At 61.2% G+C, this 16,334-nt stretch carries 16 protein-coding genes, 1 tRNA gene and 1 riboswitch; of the genes, 6 read left to right on the top strand and 11 right to left on the bottom strand.

Going from position 1 to position 16,334, the window contains the following annotated elements; all coding sequences use genetic code 11:
• Positions 1 to 10 precede the first annotated feature (10 nt).
• Entirely contained in the window at positions 11 to 1,150 is a 1,140-nt protein-coding gene (gene gcvT, locus AC1Z3V_RS26670; RefSeq protein ID WP_483502668.1) for a glycine cleavage system aminomethyltransferase GcvT, read from the bottom strand.
• Between the two features lie 141 nt (positions 1,151 to 1,291).
• A riboswitch (glycine riboswitch) is annotated at positions 1,292 to 1,379 on the bottom strand.
• Between the two features lie 222 nt (positions 1,380 to 1,601).
• Here gcvT and AC1Z3V_RS26665 point away from each other — a divergent pair.
• Together AC1Z3V_RS26665 and AC1Z3V_RS26660 are read left to right on the top strand one after the other, a co-directional pair.
• Positions 1,602 to 1,991, top strand: a complete 390-nt coding sequence (locus AC1Z3V_RS26665; protein ID WP_483502666.1) for a hypothetical protein — start codon at positions 1,602 to 1,604, stop codon at positions 1,989 to 1,991.
• A 97-nt stretch (positions 1,992 to 2,088) separates the two neighbouring features.
• Entirely contained in the window at positions 2,089 to 3,075 is a 987-nt protein-coding gene (locus AC1Z3V_RS26660; RefSeq protein WP_483502664.1) for a DUF1775 domain-containing protein, read from the top strand.
• Positions 3,076 to 3,097: 22 nt separating this feature from the next.
• Here the strand turns inward: AC1Z3V_RS26660 and AC1Z3V_RS26655 are convergent, their stop codons facing one another.
• Entirely contained in the window at positions 3,098 to 3,454 is a 357-nt protein-coding gene (locus AC1Z3V_RS26655; RefSeq protein WP_483502663.1) for a hypothetical protein, read from the bottom strand.
• A 209-nt stretch (positions 3,455 to 3,663) separates the two neighbouring features.
• Between AC1Z3V_RS26655 and AC1Z3V_RS26650 the strand changes: the two genes are divergently transcribed.
• Complete coding sequence (locus AC1Z3V_RS26650) at positions 3,664 to 4,125, top strand: nuclear transport factor 2 family protein (protein WP_483502662.1); 462 nt, start codon at positions 3,664 to 3,666, stop codon at positions 4,123 to 4,125.
• Here AC1Z3V_RS26650 and AC1Z3V_RS26645 read toward each other — a convergent pair.
• Positions 4,089 to 4,403 carry a chaperone modulator CbpM gene (locus tag AC1Z3V_RS26645; protein ID WP_429815359.1) on the bottom strand — a complete coding sequence of 105 codons (315 nt, stop codon included), beginning with the start codon at positions 4,401 to 4,403 and terminating at the stop codon, positions 4,089 to 4,091. The genes AC1Z3V_RS26650 and AC1Z3V_RS26645 overlap by 37 nt on opposite strands.
• Positions 4,400 to 5,320, bottom strand: coding sequence for a DnaJ C-terminal domain-containing protein (locus AC1Z3V_RS26640; protein ID WP_483502660.1), 921 nt, complete (start codon positions 5,318 to 5,320; stop codon positions 4,400 to 4,402). The genes AC1Z3V_RS26645 and AC1Z3V_RS26640 overlap by 4 nt, the downstream gene beginning before the upstream one ends.
• Positions 5,321 to 5,587: 267 nt before the next feature.
• Between AC1Z3V_RS26640 and AC1Z3V_RS26635 the strand changes: the two genes are divergently transcribed.
• Positions 5,588 to 5,830, top strand: a complete 243-nt coding sequence (locus AC1Z3V_RS26635) for a hypothetical protein (protein ID WP_483502659.1) — start codon at positions 5,588 to 5,590, stop codon at positions 5,828 to 5,830.
• A gap of 317 nt (positions 5,831 to 6,147) precedes the next feature.
• Positions 6,148 to 6,273, top strand: a complete 126-nt coding sequence (locus tag AC1Z3V_RS26630; RefSeq protein WP_429815351.1) for a hypothetical protein — start codon at positions 6,148 to 6,150, stop codon at positions 6,271 to 6,273.
• A 160-nt stretch (positions 6,274 to 6,433) separates the two neighbouring features.
• On the opposite strand, the gene AC1Z3V_RS26625 is transcribed toward AC1Z3V_RS26630, so the two are convergent.
• From AC1Z3V_RS26625 to AC1Z3V_RS26605, 5 genes are all read right to left on the bottom strand, one after another.
• A complete protein-coding gene (locus tag AC1Z3V_RS26625) occupies positions 6,434 to 8,107 on the bottom strand; it encodes an ABC transporter ATP-binding protein/permease (RefSeq protein ID WP_483502658.1) in 1,674 nt (557 codons plus the stop codon).
• Between the two features lie 25 nt (positions 8,108 to 8,132).
• Positions 8,133 to 9,452: a glucoamylase family protein gene (locus AC1Z3V_RS26620; protein ID WP_483504159.1), complete on the bottom strand. Its 1,320-nt coding sequence runs from the start codon at positions 9,450 to 9,452 to the stop codon at positions 8,133 to 8,135.
• 126 nt (positions 9,453 to 9,578) lie between these two features.
• Entirely contained in the window at positions 9,579 to 12,041 is a 2,463-nt protein-coding gene (locus AC1Z3V_RS26615) for a phosphoketolase family protein (protein ID WP_483502656.1), read from the bottom strand.
• 206 nt (positions 12,042 to 12,247) lie between these two features.
• Entirely contained in the window at positions 12,248 to 12,913 is a 666-nt protein-coding gene (locus AC1Z3V_RS26610; RefSeq protein WP_483502654.1) for a CBS domain-containing protein, read from the bottom strand.
• Between the two features lie 346 nt (positions 12,914 to 13,259).
• Positions 13,260 to 13,335: transfer RNA gene (locus tag AC1Z3V_RS26605), tRNA-Ala, on the bottom strand.
• 186 nt (positions 13,336 to 13,521) lie between these two features.
• On the opposite strand from AC1Z3V_RS26605, the gene AC1Z3V_RS26600 reads away from it, so the two are divergent.
• Positions 13,522 to 14,205, top strand: a complete 684-nt coding sequence (locus tag AC1Z3V_RS26600; protein ID WP_483502653.1) for an RNA ligase family protein — start codon at positions 13,522 to 13,524, stop codon at positions 14,203 to 14,205.
• Between the two features lie 31 nt (positions 14,206 to 14,236).
• On the opposite strand, the gene AC1Z3V_RS26595 is transcribed toward AC1Z3V_RS26600, so the two are convergent.
• Positions 14,237 to 14,668, bottom strand: coding sequence for a GNAT family N-acetyltransferase (locus AC1Z3V_RS26595; RefSeq protein WP_483502651.1), 432 nt, complete (start codon positions 14,666 to 14,668; stop codon positions 14,237 to 14,239).
• A 413-nt stretch (positions 14,669 to 15,081) separates the two neighbouring features.
• On the bottom strand, positions 15,082 to 16,275 hold the full coding sequence (locus tag AC1Z3V_RS26590) for an MFS transporter (RefSeq protein ID WP_483502649.1): 1,194 nt from the start codon (positions 16,273 to 16,275) through the stop codon (positions 15,082 to 15,084).
• Positions 16,276 to 16,334 lie beyond the last annotated feature (59 nt).

Below are 16,334 nucleotides of genomic sequence, written 5' to 3'. Positions count from 1 at the left end.
TCTCTCCTGATCAGCGTTTATAGGTTTGTTTGATAAAGGGCAGGGCGGCGACCGCTACAGGCAGGTATTTGCCGCGCACTTCCGCAAAAAGGGTGGTGCCGTTTTCGGCGTGGCCGACGTCGACGTAGCCCATGGCAACCGGACCATCGACGGAGGGGCCGAAACCACCCGAGGTCACCTGGCCGACCGAGGTCTTGCCCTCGGCGTCGGCGAAGAGCTTGGCGCCGCCGCGAACCGGCGCGCGGCCCTCCGGCTTCAGCCCGACGCGACGGCGCGAAGCGCCATCGGCCAACTGGCCGAGGATGCGATCGGCACCCGGGAAGCCGCCTTCGCGGGCGCCACCGGCGCGGCGCGCCTTCTGCATCGCCCATTCGAGCGCTGCTTCCACCGGGGTCGTAGTCGTGTCGATGTCGTTTCCGTAGAGACAAAGGCCGGCTTCGAGGCGCAGCGAATCGCGGGCGCCGAGGCCGATCGGCTTGACGTCGGGATGTTCCAGAAGGCGCTGGCTCACATCCACGGCGGAGGCGACGGGAATGGAGATCTCGAAGCCGTCTTCGCCGGTATAGCCCGAGCGGGAGATAATGCAGGTGACGTCGTGCAGGTCCGCCTCGGCAACGTCCATGAAGCGCATGTCGGAGACATCGGCCCAGAGTTCGCCAAGAACAGCTTCGGCACGCGGTCCCTGAAGCGCGATCAGCGCCCGATCCTCGATCATCGTCACGTCGCAGGTGTCGGAAAGGCCCTTCTGCAGCAGGTCGAAGTCGGCGTCCTTGCAGGCGGCGTTGACGACGAGGAACAGATGGTCGCCGCGATTGGTGATCATCAGGTCGTCGAGGATGCCACCTTCGGCATTGGTGAAGAGGCCATAACGCTGGCGTCCTTCGGCGAGGCCGAGCACATCGACCGGTACCAGCTTTTCGAGCGCCAGCGCCGCGTCTTCGATCTTGCCGGACTTCGGCCGGACGATGACCTGGCCCATGTGCGAGACATCGAAGAGACCGGCGGCAACCCGGGTGTGCTGGTGTTCCTTCATCACGCCATCAGGGTACTGCACCGGCATTTCGTAGCCGGCAAAGGGCACCATGCGCGCGCCCAGAGAAAGGTGCAGCGCATGCAGCGGCGTATGTTTCAAATGAGGATTGTCTTCCAAATCCGGCCTCCAGGTCTGGCGCTCTCGCGCCGGCTCACACTTCCGGCGTCAATCGCCGTCGATTCGAGCCCCCTCTGTCCCTTTGCCTGAGATTGTTATCCCTTCGGCGAGCGCAAAAGCGCTTCTCTCCAGAGTCCTACCGGCACCTTGCTGGTCCTTTGGCCTGAGAGTTTCCGGGGCGGTTGCTCCTTCGGCACCGGAGTGAACCGGTTTCTCCCAACAAGATCGTCTCCAGATAACGGCGAAGGCGGGAGCTTGGCAAGGGGGCGGTGTCGCGGTGAAACACATTTTTGTCGCATGACCAAAAGACGCAGCCGAGGCCACTGCGGCAATTCTGCCTTTGCTTTCTTCTCCGGTTGAGGATAACCCAAGATCGATACGAGAGCGGGGATGGGAAAAATCTGTGCGGTTTTCCATCCGCATCCCGCTCTAACCCACAAGAGTCGATCGGATGACAGGGCGCGAAGGCAAATTCGGGATAGCAGTGCGGCTGATCGCCGTATTTGCGCTCGTTTTCCTGACCTTTGCCCACAAGCCGCTCAGCGCCAAGACGCTGACACCGGCCGAGATCGCCGCCTATCAACTGCCTGACGGCACGCTCGCCGAAATCTGCTTCGGCATGGACGGCGTCGGCCACCAAAGCGGCAAGGGCCAGTCCATGGCCCCGGTCTGCGAAGCATGCCGCCTTTCGAGCGCGATCCTTCTGCCGGTTCCACCGGTGGAAAGCGTTCGCGCTGATACAGGCACATGGCCAGTTTCGCCCATCCTGATAGAAAACGATGCTGCCCATCAGCATCTGCGCCTCCTGCCGCCTTCGCGCGGGCCGCCGGCGCATTCGTAATCCTCCCTCTCGCATCCCATTCAATACGCCGCCGTCAGGCGGCTTCGACCACCGGAAAACCGGGCAAGGGCCCGGCGCGTGGTCAGGAGATTACGATATGACAAAGACCAGGATCGCTTCGCTTTCGCTCGGCCTTACCCTTGCCGCAAGCGGCATTGCCCGCGCGCATGCCACGTTTGAAAACAACACGGCGCCGGTTGAAAGCACCTTCAAGGCGGTGCTGCAGGTACCGCACGGCTGCGACGGCAAGCCGACGACGGAAGTGCAGATCAAGCTGCCGGAAGGATTTGTCCTCGCTCAACCGCAGCCGAAGCCCGGTTGGGAAATCGAAATCATCAAAGGCGACTACCAAAAGACCTACGACAATCACGGCAAGAAGGTCTCGTCCGGCCCGGTGGAAGTCCGCTGGAAGGGCGGCAGCCTGCCGGACGAATATTACGACACCTTCGTCGTCCGCGGCAAAGTATCGGGCTTCGACAAGGAGACCGTGCTTGCATTCCCCACCACGCAGCTTTGCGGGACCGACGGCAAGGTCGTCTGGGACCAGGTCGCTGCCGAGGGCCAGAATGCGCATGACCTGAAGAGCCCGGCGCCGACCGTGACGGTAACGATGGCCGATGCAGCCGATCCCCATGCCGGCCATGGCGGGCACATGGCTGCTGCCGACGGGTCGGCAAAGATTGGCGATCTCGAGATTTCGGGCGGGTCGCTGAAAGCGATGCTGCCCGGCGCCAAGGTCGGTGGCGGCTTCCTGACGATCAAGAATGGGGGGCCAAGCGAAGACCGGCTGGTCGCCGTCGAAAGCCCTGCGGCTGCGCGTGTCGAGATCCACGAGATGAAAATGGAAAACGACGTGATGAAGATGCGCAAGCTCGAGGACGGCGTTGCCTTGCCGGCCGGAGAAACGGTCGAGCTCAAGGCCGGCGGCCTGCACCTGATGTTCATGGACGTGAAGACGCCGTTCAAGGAAGGCGATGCCGTTCCCGTTACGCTCGTCTTCGAAAAGGCCGGCAAGGTCGATGCGACGTTCCCGGTCGGCTCCGCCAAGGGCGGCGAAGCGGCCGACGGCCACAAGCATCAGTGATCAAGAGACTGCGACGCGCGCCTTAGGCGGCGTCGCTTTCATCCTGTTGGCCGGCGGGTTCCTCCTGCCGGCCTTCGTCTCCCCGCTCTTCGAAACCATCGTCGCCATCGCGCATGAATTCGAGATAGCGGCGCAGGGCTTCGGCTTCCGAGCGTTCCGGCAAACGGCCGTCGGCACTTGCCAGCATGAAGGAGAGGGGCAGGGCACCCTTGGCCTTGGGTATCAAGACCGGCGCCAATGCCGGCTCCTCGGGGCGCTTGATCGAAAGCAGCGTGATCGCTTCATCGGTCGGGCCATCACCACTTACGCGCGCCGACGGCTTCAGCGCTTCCGCCGCATAGGCCGCCGTCGTCGCGGATACTGTGACGACCTGTGTCACGTCTTTCCTGCCTTCCCGTTGTCAGTCCTTTCTTGTCGCTCAATTCCACTTGCAGGCGTGTAAAAACCAACGTCTGCCTTTTAATAGAATCCTAACGATGACCACATTGGCGGCGCTTACGGCAAAAGAATCCCGAAGCGCAGGCCTGTACTTGCGATATTGCTAAAGTGCGCGCACACTCGCCCAGATAGAAAACGGGGAGGCTTCCCATGACCGAGCGAAGCGTGCTGGAAAGCAGAGTGCAGGCCCTATACAGCGCCCGCAATGTCAATGACCTCGATACCATAATGGCGCTGCTCGATCCCGACTTCAGCTTCCGCATCGTCGGAAGCGCCAGGCTCGGCACGATGGCCCTCGCGGTCAACACGCCCGAGACCGTGCGCGGCAGTTTCCAGGCGCTCATAGAGAGCTGGGACTTGAGCGGGATGGAGATGGTCGGCGCCTATGCTGACGGCGACACCCTCGTCGTTCACCGCGCCGGTGTCGTTTGCTTCGTTCCCTCGCAAACCCGCGAACGGACCGAAATCATCGACAAGTTCACGTTCCGCAACGGCCGGATCGTCGATCTGACGGAGTTCGTCGACACCTTGTTCGTCGCCGAAACGGTCGGGCTGCTGGACGCGCAGAACAGAGACTATTCGCCCTCAACGCTCGACAGGATGAGCCTTTGAACCTCCGGGTCCTGGGAGCGGATGGCGTTCATCAACTCGGCGAGGCGGCCGCGCAGGCCGTGGATCTGGTCGAGCAGCCGCATGGCGACGTCGACGCCGTCGTCGTTGACACCCATCGGGCCGGTCAGATCCTGGATCAGCCGGGCGCGGGCAAGATCGGCCTCCTCGAAGAGCCAGCCGGCTTCCGCCTCGCGCGGCATCAGCCAGCGCTGCTCGACCCAGACGCGCAGGACCTTCACCTCGATGTCCAGATTTTCGCAGAATTCACGGTCGTTCATGCGTGCCCTCCCATGCCTTTGCGCGGGTCTTCCGTTTTTCCGGCTGCCCAGCTTTCGACGAAAGCGGACAACGCCGGATCGGGGGTCTGCGGCAGCACGATCTTCAGGCTGACATAGGCATCGCCATGGCCGCCGCCCGGTTTGTGCAGGCCCTTGCCCTTCAACCGCAGGGTCTTGCCGGTGTTGGAATGCGGCGGGATCGTGACATTGACTGCCCCGTCGATCGTCGGAACCCGAATCTTGCCGCCGAGCACCGCTTCACTAAGCGAGATCGGCACCTCGTAGCGGACGTCGTCGCCATCGGCTGCAAACAGAGGATGGGGCCTGACGCGAATATCGATCAGTGCATCGCCTGCCGGCGCGCCGTTAAACCCGGGCTCGCCCTTGCCACGCAGCCGCAGCGTCTGGCCGTCGCGCGTGCCGGGCGGGATGGTGAGATCGAGCGCCGGTCCGCCGCCCGGCAGGCTGATCTCGGTCTTGGTACCGTTGGCCGCATCGAGAAAGCCGATCTCCATGGAAAAGCGATGATCGCGGCCGCGCTGGCCTCGCTGCTGGCCGCCGCTGCGACGGGAAAAGAAACTCGAGAAGATATCGTCCGCATCCGCGAAATCCGAGAAGCCATGCGCGCTCTCGTAGCGTCCCGCCGTATCCCCGGACGCGGCATAGTCGCGGTAGTAGTGACGGCTCGCAGTCTCCGCACCCGTCTCGTCGATTTCGCCCCGATCATATTTGCCGCGTTTTTCCTCGTCACTGAGGAGAGCGTAAGCCGCCGAAATCGCCTTGAAGCGATCCTCCGCTCCTTTGTCTCCCGGGTTTAGGTCCGGATGCAATTTCTTGGCGAGCTTGCGATAGGCGCTCTGAATGTCCTTCAGTGTCGCATCGCGGCTGACGCCGAGCGCTTCGTATGGGTTCGTCATGCGATCTCCTCAGACGGCAACGGTTGCAGGCACATCACCGACGCCTTCATGCGCTGCGATCAGACACCTTCAACCACTCGCCTAAGAGCATAGGGCGGATTTTCGCGTGCGACAGGGGCGGCGCACGATGCGTGACGCATTGTCGCCCGTGCGGCCCGTTGCGGCTCTGCGCCCAGCGCCATTTCGCGCATTCGCGATCCCTGGTACAATCAGCGTCGGGAATTGCGTTCGAGGCGCGATGTGGCCTCGAAGCTCGGGGAGGTCGAAATGTCCGTCCGCCTGCAACTCGCCATCATGGTCGGCCTGATGATCAATGCCATTCTGTTCGGGATCGGCATCGTGACGGTTTTGTCGATCCCGGTCCTCGCCGACAACGCCAAATATTCGATCCCGGTGCTGGTCGTTGCCTGCTTTGTAACGACGCCGTTCGTCGCCTGGATCATGGCGCCGCGGCTTCGCCTCAGATACTGGCAGGAGCGCGAGCAGGCGAACAGGCAGCAGCCGATCTAGAGCGCCGTGCGTTCAGATGAACGCACTAAGGTCGCTCTAGCACTTTTGATTCCAGAGCATCTTTCCGCTTTCGAGTGTTTCCACTTGAAAGCGGGATGCTCTAGCCCGCGCGCTCATCGATCATTGACCACGTTTCACGTTCATCCATGAATTTCCAGCTGCGCGAGGCGCCAAGCGGCCGTCGGCATAATTTACATCTTCAACGATCAAGCGTTTTGTTATACCACCGACTGGATGCCGCTTGTCCTGTGCGATAGTCCTTATATACCCACTAGTCTCAAGGACATAGCCGCCAAGGCCCGAAAGGAATCGACTTCATGAGAACGATCGTATTGCTGCTCGCACTCGCCACCCTGGCCGCTTGCTCGCAGACCGGCGGCGGTGGCCCGCGCTTTGTTGGCGGTGATGGCGATTACTACCAGGGCATCGTCGCCCCCCGCTAAGGCGATCGTCTCCGTCGATCATTCGGCGAGTGCGGGCGGGCTTTCGCGACAGGAACGAGCTGTCCGGGGAGCCGCCGCCGGGCTGGCCCCGAAACCGCAGGCGGTGGGGGGCCATCTTCTACCGTGGCGCTCCGCCGTTTAGGCGACGGCTTGAGGCCCATTATGATCGACGATGGGTCCATGTCCAGCGGCCATCCTCCTGGCAATCCAGTATGGCCTCGTAGAGATCACGGGCATCGCTCTCTTCGCCGTTGGTGATGCAGGTGATCCCGTTCTCGGAGAGCAGGCTCAGCACTTTCCGGAACGTCTCGTGACCGAGGGTTGCCTCGAGCCGGTCAACAAAGACATATCGCGGTCTTGCGAGAAGCACCTTGGCCACAGCCAGGAGCTGTTGCTGCCCCAAGGACATTTCCCGATCCAACTCCTTCTCCAGTGCGTGAGTGTCGCAGGCAAGGCTCTCGAGACCAACGCTGCGCACGACCTCAAGGATACGACTTTCGGAGATGTCGTCCGGTTTGTCGGCGGGCAGAAGAATCTGCCGAAGCGAGCCCGGCGGCAGGTAAGGTCGCTGCGGAAGAAACAACAGGTCGTTCGGACGTGTGATCCTCCCGTTACCGCTGGTCGGAATTCCGGCGGTTGCCCTGAAGAGCGCTGCGCCTGCAGCCGCATGCGATCCCGATATCAGCACCGGCATTCCCTGCGGGATCGATATTGACAGGTCGTGCAGGAAGGCGTGACCGCCAGTTGAACCCAACGTCACATGCTCGAAGACCAGATCGCCCTCCCGCTTTACCAGTTCAATACCAGTCGCACCTCTTGTTCGGCTCTTCTCAATGGCTTCCAGCAGGGAACTCAACCGGGACACCACCGCGGCGAAGTTGGAGATAGAGTTGAACTGCCGAACGATCAGGGAGAACGCGCCCACGAGCATCGCGAAGGCCGCACCGGATTGCGTGATGACGCCGAACTCGATTTCTCCTCGCATGAAAGCGGGCGCGATGATCAGGTCCGGGATGATCTGTATCATCCAGTTATAACCGCTCGTAAAATAGGCGAGGTTCCGGTTGACAGCGGTGATGATGCGAATGTTGCCCACGAGGTCGTCGAGGCGTTGGATCAACCTTGTTCTTTGCTGCCCCTCGACGCCCGTCACCATCACCGACTCGGCGTTCTCGCGGACATGCATAAGGCTGGATCTGAAGCTTGCTTCCTTGTCGAGCCGTTCGTAGTTCAGGCCGATGAGAGGGCGTCCCAAGACGATCGTCATGTACGAGCCGCAGGCGGCATAGAGCACGGCCACGAAGAATAGCAGCGGGCTGATGGACCATAACACGCCGGAGAACGTCACCACCGTCAGCGTGCTGCTGAACAGCATGATGATGTAGGAGAGCGTCGTGACGGTGAACGCCTGGATGTCTTCGGATATTCGCTGGTCCGGATGGCTCAGCGTGCTCGAGACCTCCACGCGGTAGTAGGTCTCATTCTCCAGATAGAGATCGACGGCGCGCCGCGTCATGAATTCGCGCCAAAGCAGCGCCAATCGTTCCTCGACAAAGCGTGCGATGACACCGGTAACGGTGAGGACGGCAAACACGCAGACGTAAAACACGGCCTGCCGAATGAACTCGTCCATCTGCCGTTCGGCGATAGCGGTCATGAAATTGCGACCGACGTAGTTGTTGACGACATTGAGGCCGTTCAAGCCAAACAGCAGCGCCATGAGACCGACGAACATCCATCTGGCCCTGCCACCGACTTCGGAGGTCAAAAGCATTCGAACAGCCCGTGCAAAGCGCAGTGCGGTTGTTCTGATCGGCACTGGCTGGCTGTCCATCAGAATACCTTTGTTGATTTGGCCCTTAGAGCCAGCCGCCGGAGAAACCTGCTCGCCTCAACCCCACCACGATCGGCGCGCACCGGCGCATGATGTTCCACAGCAGGCCGGTTCGGTAATTCTCGATCATCAGAACCACCGGGCCCTGGTCGATGCCGAAGTGGTAGGGGCTGACCCACCAGCCCGATTCGCTTCCCTCGACGGGAAAGCTTCGGTTGAAGGACGGCTTGAAGCCGTAAAGCTTGGTCATGCCGAGGTTCATGCGGGCGCAATTCCAGACTGTCGGGATGACAATCTCCGGCGCGAACGGCAGCGAGGCGACGACGGCCCAGGGCGACACAGTTCCATCGTCCGGGCCGAAGGGGGCGCCGCGGGCGAGGTAGTCGAAGAACTCTCGTTCGGTGCCGTTTACATTGCGCTTGGTCCAGCCCGGTCCGTCGCTCGCCGTGAAGCCCCAGCAATGCTCGCCATAGCCTTCGAAATTCAGCGGGTTGCGGATGGCATATTGCTGCTGGACGAAGGTCGCGTGCCGGCTGTTCTGGAAGTAGTCGCTGTTGTGCTCGCGCATGAATTCGTCGCGGATGCCGCGGAAATCGATCCACATGTGCGAGAGCTGATGCGTAAATAGCGGCCCCGAATAGAGCAATTCGCGACCATAGAGGTTTCGCCAGTCGTAGCTCGCCGTATAGGCAGCATAGGCTTCCTCCGGTAGCGGATGGGTGGGGGAACCCAGCCCGAGGATATAGAGAAGCAGGCCTTCGTCGTAACCGCGCCAGCGATAGGGAATGAAACCGTTTTCCGGCCGCCAGCCGTGGGTGAGCGTTAGCCCGTGGTCGCAGGCCCAGTTCCAGTCGGCCCGTTCATAAAGTGCGTTTGCCGACCTGCGGATTTCGACTTCCTCGGCATCGTCGCCGTCAAAAAAGGCGGCCACCGTCAGAGCACCGGCGAAAAGGAAGGCGGAGTCGATCGTCGACAGTTCGCACTCCCAAACGCGCCTGCCGGTTTCGATATCGAGAAAGTGATAGAAGAAGCCCTTGTAGCCGGAGGCATCCGGCTCCGGCCCCTGCGGGCATTGCAGCAGAAACTGCAGCCGCCGACGCGCGATCTTCGCGGCAAACTTGCGAATGACGATGCCGCGCTCGACAAGCACGGGGATCGTCGCGAGCGCCATGCCGATCGCCGCGATGCTTGCGGGCGCATCGTCCTGCGTCTTGTCGCGCACGAGCCCGTTATCGGGATTGGTGCAATGCAGGTAGTAGAGCAGGGTGGTAAACTGCAGCCGGGCTAGATCCTGCTCGGTCGGCATCCGGTTCAGTTCGGGATCTGTCGACAGCAATTCCGACATGGCCAGCCAGCCGCGATTACGACGAGGGTTCATTCATCCGATGTGAGCGAGACGCCCCTGCCGGAGCGGCTCGCCGGCCCGATCAAGCGATCGGAGCAAGGTCGTCAATCCGGTAGCGCATGGCCCCTAGACATTGTCGCCCTCCGTCGACGTCGCCGGCTTCGCCTGCTGCGCATCTTTAACGCCCCATTTCCAGCCGCTGATCGACGGCATGTCGTCGCCGTGCTTCTCGATATATTCCCGATGCTCGATCAGCTTGGCCTGTATCGCCTGCTTGAAATAGGCGGCACGGGCGCCGAGCTGCGGCAGGCGGTCGATGACGTCGCCGGCGAGATGGAATCGATCCAGCTCGTTCAGCACCACCATGTCGAACGGCGTCGTGGTCGTGCCTTCCTCCTTGTAGCCGCGCACATGCAGGTTGTCGTGGTTGGTGCGGCGGTAGGTGAGACGATGAATCAGCCAGGGGTAGCCGTGGAAGGCGAAGATGATCGGCTTGTCCCTGGTGAAGATGCCATCGAAATCGCGGTCGGAGAGGCCGTGGGGGTGCTCTTCCGCCGGCTGCAGCTTCATCAGATTGACGACGTTGACCACCCGGACCTTCACTTCGGGAAGATGCTCGCGCAACAACTGCACCGCTGCCAGCGTTTCGAGCGTCGGAACGTCGCCGCAGCAGGCCATGACGACGTCCGGCTCGCTGTTGGCATCATTGCTGGCCCAATCCCAGATGCTGACGCCCATGCTGCAATGGCGCACGGCCTGTTCCATCGTCAGCCATTGCGGCCCCGGTTGCTTGCCGGCGACGACGACGTTGATGTAGTTGCGGCTGCGCAGGCAATGGTCGGTGACGGAGAGCAGCGTGTTGGCATCCGGCGGCAGGTAGACGCGGATGACATCAGCCTTCTTGTTGACGACGTGATCGATGAAGCCGGGATCCTGGTGGCTGAAGCCGTTGTGGTCCTGCCGCCAGACATGGGAGCTCAGGAAGTAGTTCAGCGACGCAACGGGCCGGCGCCAGGGAATCTCGTTGCAGACCTTCAGCCACTTGGCATGCTGGTTGAACATCGAATCGATGATGTGAATGAAGGCTTCGTAGCAGGAGAAGAAGCCGTGGCGGCCGGTCAAAAGATAGCCTTCGAGCCAGCCCTGGCACTGGTGTTCGCTCAACACCTCCATGATGCGGCCATCCGGTGAGAGATGATCGTCCTCCGGATAGATCTCGGCCATGTAGCAGCGATTGGTGACCTCGAGCACGTCCTGCCAGCGGTTGGAATTGTTTTCGTCCGGGCTGAACAGCCGGAAGTTCCTGGAGTCCATGTTGGACTTCATGACGTCGCGCAGGAACTTGCCCATGACGCGGGCGGCTTCCACGGTGGTCGCACCCGGACGCGGAACGTCGACGGCATAATTCCGGAAAGCCGGCATCTTCAGGTCGCGCAGCAGCAGGCCGCCATTGGCGTGCGGATTGTCGCTCATGCGGCGATGCCCCGTCGGCGCCAGCGCTGCGATTTCCGGCTTCAGCCGGCCCTCGTCGCTGAAAAGCTCCTCGGGGCGATAGCTCTTCATCCACTGCTCGAGGATGCGGATGTGCTCGGGCTTGTCCATTTCACCCATTGGCACCTGGTGCGAGCGCCAGTAGTCCTCGCATTTCTTGCCGTCGATCTCCTTCGGGCAGGTCCAGCCCTTGGGCGTGCGGAAGATGATCATCGGCCAGGCCGGCCGCTTCAGGTTGCCCCTCACGCGGGCGTCGTCCCAGATCTGCCGGATCTCCGCCATGGCCGTATCGAGCACGCCGGCCAGTTGCTGGTGCACGCTATCCGAATCATGCCCTTCGACGATATAGGGCTTGTAGCCCATGCCCTCGAAGAACTTCTGCAACTCGTCGCGCGGAATGCGCGCGAGGAAGCACGGGTTGGCGATCTTGTAGCCGTTCAAATGCAGGATCGGCAGGACGCAGCCGTCGCGGGCGGGGTTCAGGAACTTGTTGCTTTGCCAACCGGTCGCAAGCGGCCCGGTTTCGGCCTCGCCATCGCCGACGATGCAGGCGACGACGAGATCCGGGTTGTCGAAGGCCGCGCCATAGGCGTGGCTCAGCGCATAGCCGAGCTCGCCGCCCTCATGGATGCTGCCGGGCGTTTCCGGCGCCACGTGGCTCGGTATGCCGCCCGGAAAGCTGAACTGCTTGAAGAGCCGTTGCATGCCCTCGGCGTCTTCGCCGATATTCGGATAGAACTCGCTATAGGTGCCTTCGAGATAGGCATGCGCCACCAGCGACGGTCCGCCGTGCCCCGGCCCGATGATATAGATCATGTTGAGATCGTCGCGCTTGATCACGCGGTTGAGATGCACATAGAGCATGTTGAGGCCCGGCGAGGTGCCCCAATGGCCGAGCAGGCGTGGCTTGATGTGTTCGCGTTTCAGCGGCTCGCGCAGGAGCGGATTGTCGAGCAGATAGATCTGGCCGACGGAAAGATAGTTCGAGGCCCGCCAATAGGCGTCCATCAGACGGAGTTCTTCTGATGGCAGCGGAGTTGCTGAATGCAATTTTCCGGATGCCGTCTCTTGCATCGATGCCGTTTCAGGCGAAACCATCTGAACCTCCCGATCATTAGGACATTGCCTGGATTGCTCAGGCTTGCGGCGGTGCAAGCCACTGCAGTCTTCTGAATTCGCGACAGTCGTTGCTGTTTCCCGATGGCGGGCGGAATGGTGGAACGCCTGTCTTCGGACGACAGCGGCAAGGATCGTCTTGCTATTTCAGCGTCGCGGACACCTGCGTTCCGCGGCGGTGTCACGCTCTATTGCGGATATGGTTCCGAGAAATGCTCGACCACCGCCCGTACGCCGCGGACATTTTCCGCGACGATCCGTGCGGCTCTCCGGCACTCGGCAGTCTCCACATTGCCCCAGAGATGGACGGTGCCGTCGGTCACCGCGACCTTTATATCCAGCCCTTCGAGGCCGGTATTCTCGCCAAGGCGCACGAGAATGCTGCGCCGGATGGCTTCATCGCCTGCGGCGGTCTCGTCCTGTTTCGCTTGCAAAAGCGCCTGCAGCAGGTCGGCGCGGCTGACGATGCCGACCAGGACACCATTTCTCAGGACAGGAATGCGCTTGATGCCGCGCTCCCGCATCACCGCGGCCACACGCGCCACGGACGCATCCTCACCGATCGTCACCGGATCGGCCGTCATCGCGTCGCCGACCCGCCAGGAAGACCGCCGCACATAAGCGTTGGCGCGCTCATCGGCAGCTATCGTCACATCCACCATCGGGATGCCGCCTCCGAGTTCGGTCCGACGGATGAGATCACCCTCGCTGATCAAGCCCACCAGACGACCTTCATCGTCAACGACGGGGAGGCCGCTGACGTGATTGTCGATCATGATCCGGGCTGCCTGTCTGACGCTGTTGTCAGGGGATAGCTTGACGACCGATGTCGTCATTACATCTTTGACGCGCATGTCGATCCAACCCCGAATAGGACCTTGGTACCGTCATCAGCAGGCGTAAGGTAAACCTATCGCGGCTGTTCGACAACCGGTTCGCGCGATGCAATTTCCAAGAAGACAGGGACCAACTGCATCTTCTAGACGAAGAGACATTCCGCCGGCGTTCACTATGAGAGCATGTGGTTGTCCCCATGTCTCAGGGACAAACTGTCACCTATGTCTCCGGGTCGGACACTGAGCGGATGGTAGCGGGGGAGGGATTCGACCCGCCGGCCTGCTGATTACAAATCAGCGGCGTTTCCAACCGAGCAACCATTCTCGCTGCGGAAACGCAAGGCATGATATCTGCAGGCCCTCCTGGTGGAGCCGAAGGGAGTCGAACCCTCGACCTCCGCAGTGCGATTGCGGCGCTCTCCCAACTGAGCTACGGCCCCATCCCAAGTGGGATCATGTACAAATCTACGGTCTTTGCAAGGGCAACGTAGCAGACCTTGGTCCGTTCAGAACGTAAGAAGCGAGGCCGGTCATCCGCCAAAAGTCGTCTTCGCGAATGCAACTTTGACAGGCAGCCGCATATTCTCGTATCGAGAAGGCAACTCGGTTCGAGCAGGGGCGCATTGATGGACGATTTGAAATACCCGCGGACCTACCACCTGCCCACAAGCCCCGGGCTCCAGAACGACGACAAGCGGATACCGGATCTTGCGGTCTTCCTGGGAAAACGTGTGATCATCACCGAAAAAATGGATGGCGAATGCACGACACTGACCGCGGCCAGAGCCTATGCCCGATCGCCGGACAGCGGCTATCATCCGTCGCGTGATTGGCTGCGCGCCTACCACGCGCGCCGCGCACCTGATATCCCGGATGACTGGCGGATTTCGGGCGAATATCTCTATGCTCGGCACTCGGTCGCCTACACACGTGCATCCGGCAACGCGCTGCAGTCATTCTTCTATGGCTTCGGTGTATGGGACGACCGCAACGAGCTCCTCGACTGGGATACCACGCTGGAAATCCTGACGATGCTGGAAATCGCGCCGGTGCCGGTCCTCTATGATGGATCGTTCGGCAAGGGCGTCATTCAAAAGGTGGCGTCAGGCTTGGATACGTCGCGCCAGGAAGGCTTTGTCATCCGGCTTGCCGATCGGATGCCTTACCCAGCGGGAATGGGCAGCGCTGGTCGGTTTTTCGATAGCATCGCCAAATGGGTTCGGCCTGGCCATATCACGAGTGAACTCCACTGGATGGCCGGACCCGTCGTCCCGAACGAACTGCGCGAAGGGCTCGATCCGACGCCGTAGGCCGAAGGTCCCCGCCGCCGCGCGGTGTTCGTTATCCGAATCTCTTCTTCAGGAAATAGCGCGCAATCGCGCCTTCACCGCCTTCGAGTTCACCGAAGACTTCGAATCCGAGCTTTTCGTAAAAGGGGCGGGCCTGGAATTCGAAGGTGTCGAGCCATAGGCCGATATAACCACGCTGCCGCGCGATGCTCTCCGCTTCCTCGATCAATCGCCGGCCAAGGCCCTGGCCGCGATACTGCTCGGGAACGGCGAGGTAGCGAATAAAGGCCCAGCCGTAGCCGTCCGTTGCGTAAAGCCCGCCGATTGCGGTCCTCGTCTCGTGTTCCCTCACGACGATCGCAAATCCCGGCAGATCAGCCATGCCGCTGCGGGCATCATTGTAGGCATTGAGCGTCGCAGTGATGCCGCGCAGGTCTTCGGCGCTTGGGTCGGTCAGGATGATATCGAGGATCGGGACAGTCAAAGGAACTCCGTTCTCGGTGAGTGGCGCGTACGGCAGATCGGCTCGTCCTCAGTCCACCCGGAACGACATTCATGTTTCGTTCCGCCTAACGATCCAGCCCGAAGTACAACTTCGGGCTGGCGCAATTATTGTCAGTCAGCAGCGGCCGAGCGAGGGGGGGGGGGCCTCTGCGAAGCCAATAGAATTGTCCTAAGCACCCAAACGAAATCAGTGGGTTACCAGTACACTGTGCCAGCGTGAAATGTCCCAGTTGAAAGCTTGGATTGTCCCAAATTTCTAAGGCAATGATTCTATTGATGTTTCGGGGGATGGCGGCTATGCGCTCGCCTATCGCGTAACGCTACTGTCGAAGGACGCACGAACACGATCGTCCGTCGGACGTAAACCGGGCCGGCTTACGCAGCGGCGACTCACTATCGGTTTACTGAAGACACACCGACTAACAGAGCGGTGAGAAGGGCGGCCCCGCCACCGATCACTAGCGCGCTTGCGACTCCAAAGTGATCGACCGCTAAACCGCCAACCAATGCTCCTGCTCCAATGGCCATTTGTGCAGTCGAAACAAACAATGCCGCCACGCTTTCGAGTTGGTCAGGCGCGGAGCTGAACATATAGGTCTGCATGGCGATAGGAAGCATTCCAAAGCCGAAGCCCCAAGCCAGCGTCCAGATCGTCGCTGCCACGGCGCTATCCCCGGTCGCCGCAAGGCCGAACGCCGACAAGCTGATCAACGCAGCAGTCCCGGACAAGGCAAGATTCAGGTGTTTGCCTACCGCCCAGCCGCCGAATAGATTCCCGAGGAAGCCGGCAATACCGTATCCAAGAAGGAGCGCGCTGAGCGCGGCGGCGTCGATATGCGATACCTGATTGAGAAAAGGTGTGATGTAGGTGTAGGCGGCGAATTGCCCGATGAATATCAGCACAGCGGCAAGCAGGCCCACTTGCGTCTTTCTGTTTCGAAGTACGGCTGGGACTTGGGCCAGTCCGGATGACTGCTGTGGCTTGATCGAGGGTAAGAGCAACAGGAGTGCCGCAACTACGAAAATGGCTACTCCAGATGCCAGTCCGAACGACAGACGCCATCCCAGTAGATTCCCGACGAGTGCGCCCGCCGGAACCCCGGCAACCGTTCCCAGCGACACACCGGAATAGATCAGTGACGTCGCACGTCCACCCTCCGCTCCGGGACGAAGGCGCGGACCAAGTGACCCCCCGATCGTCCAGAAGCCACCGACCCCGATCCCCAGCAGCACGCGGCCGAACATCAGCGCCTGGAAACTGGTCGCCATCGCAACAATTGCATTTGACAGCACAAGCAGCCCCAGAAGAAGGACCAGCACGTGCTTGCGGTCGAACCGACCCGCAAGACCTATGGTGAGAGGGGCGGCGATGGCGGCGAGGATGCCCGGTGTCGTGACCATCAGGCCAGCCTGTCCCTCGCTGATTCCAATGTCCGCTGCGATCTGCGGCAATAGTCCAACAGGCAGGAATTCCGTCGTGACGAGAGCGAATGCGCCAACTCCGACGCTGGCAACTGCGGCCCAGGACGCAAGCGGGGTATCATGCGCACGAGTTTGTGCATAGCTGGGTGAAACAGGCATATCCATTTGAAGGTCCCTTATCAGTGAGAGCGTTCGGCCGGAGGCGTGAGCTTCCGGCCGAAGTT

Source organism: Ensifer sp. 38_S197 (assembly GCF_056924495.1).
Note: the sequence above shows the minus strand (reverse complement) of the source record. Positions and strands in the feature narration are given on the sequence as shown.

Bases quoted from the DNA above. Each gene is read 5' to 3' on its own strand.
- AC1Z3V_RS26665 (WP_483502666.1), top strand. From the start codon at position 1,602: ATGACAGGGCGCGAAGGCAAATTCGGGATAGCAGTGCGGCTGATCGCC.
- AC1Z3V_RS26660 (WP_483502664.1), top strand. From the start codon at position 2,089: ATGACAAAGACCAGGATCGCTTCGCTTTCGCTCGGCCTTACCCTTGCC.
- AC1Z3V_RS26650 (WP_483502662.1), top strand. From the start codon at position 3,664: ATGACCGAGCGAAGCGTGCTGGAAAGCAGAGTGCAGGCCCTATACAGC.
- AC1Z3V_RS26645 (WP_429815359.1), bottom strand. From the start codon at position 4,403: ATGAACGACCGTGAATTCTGCGAAAATCTGGACATCGAGGTGAAGGTC.
- AC1Z3V_RS26640 (WP_483502660.1), bottom strand. From the start codon at position 5,320: ATGACGAACCCATACGAAGCGCTCGGCGTCAGCCGCGATGCGACACTG.
- AC1Z3V_RS26635 (WP_483502659.1), top strand. From the start codon at position 5,588: ATGTCCGTCCGCCTGCAACTCGCCATCATGGTCGGCCTGATGATCAAT.
- AC1Z3V_RS26630 (WP_429815351.1), top strand. From the start codon at position 6,148: ATGAGAACGATCGTATTGCTGCTCGCACTCGCCACCCTGGCCGCTTGC.
- AC1Z3V_RS26625 (WP_483502658.1), bottom strand. From the start codon at position 8,107: ATGGACAGCCAGCCAGTGCCGATCAGAACAACCGCACTGCGCTTTGCA.
- AC1Z3V_RS26620 (WP_483504159.1), bottom strand. From the start codon at position 9,452: ATGTCGGAATTGCTGTCGACAGATCCCGAACTGAACCGGATGCCGACC.
- AC1Z3V_RS26615 (WP_483502656.1), bottom strand. From the start codon at position 12,041: ATGGTTTCGCCTGAAACGGCATCGATGCAAGAGACGGCATCCGGAAAA.
- AC1Z3V_RS26610 (WP_483502654.1), bottom strand. From the start codon at position 12,913: ATGCGCGTCAAAGATGTAATGACGACATCGGTCGTCAAGCTATCCCCT.
- AC1Z3V_RS26600 (WP_483502653.1), top strand. From the start codon at position 13,522: ATGGACGATTTGAAATACCCGCGGACCTACCACCTGCCCACAAGCCCC.
- AC1Z3V_RS26590 (WP_483502649.1), bottom strand. From the start codon at position 16,275: ATGGATATGCCTGTTTCACCCAGCTATGCACAAACTCGTGCGCATGAT.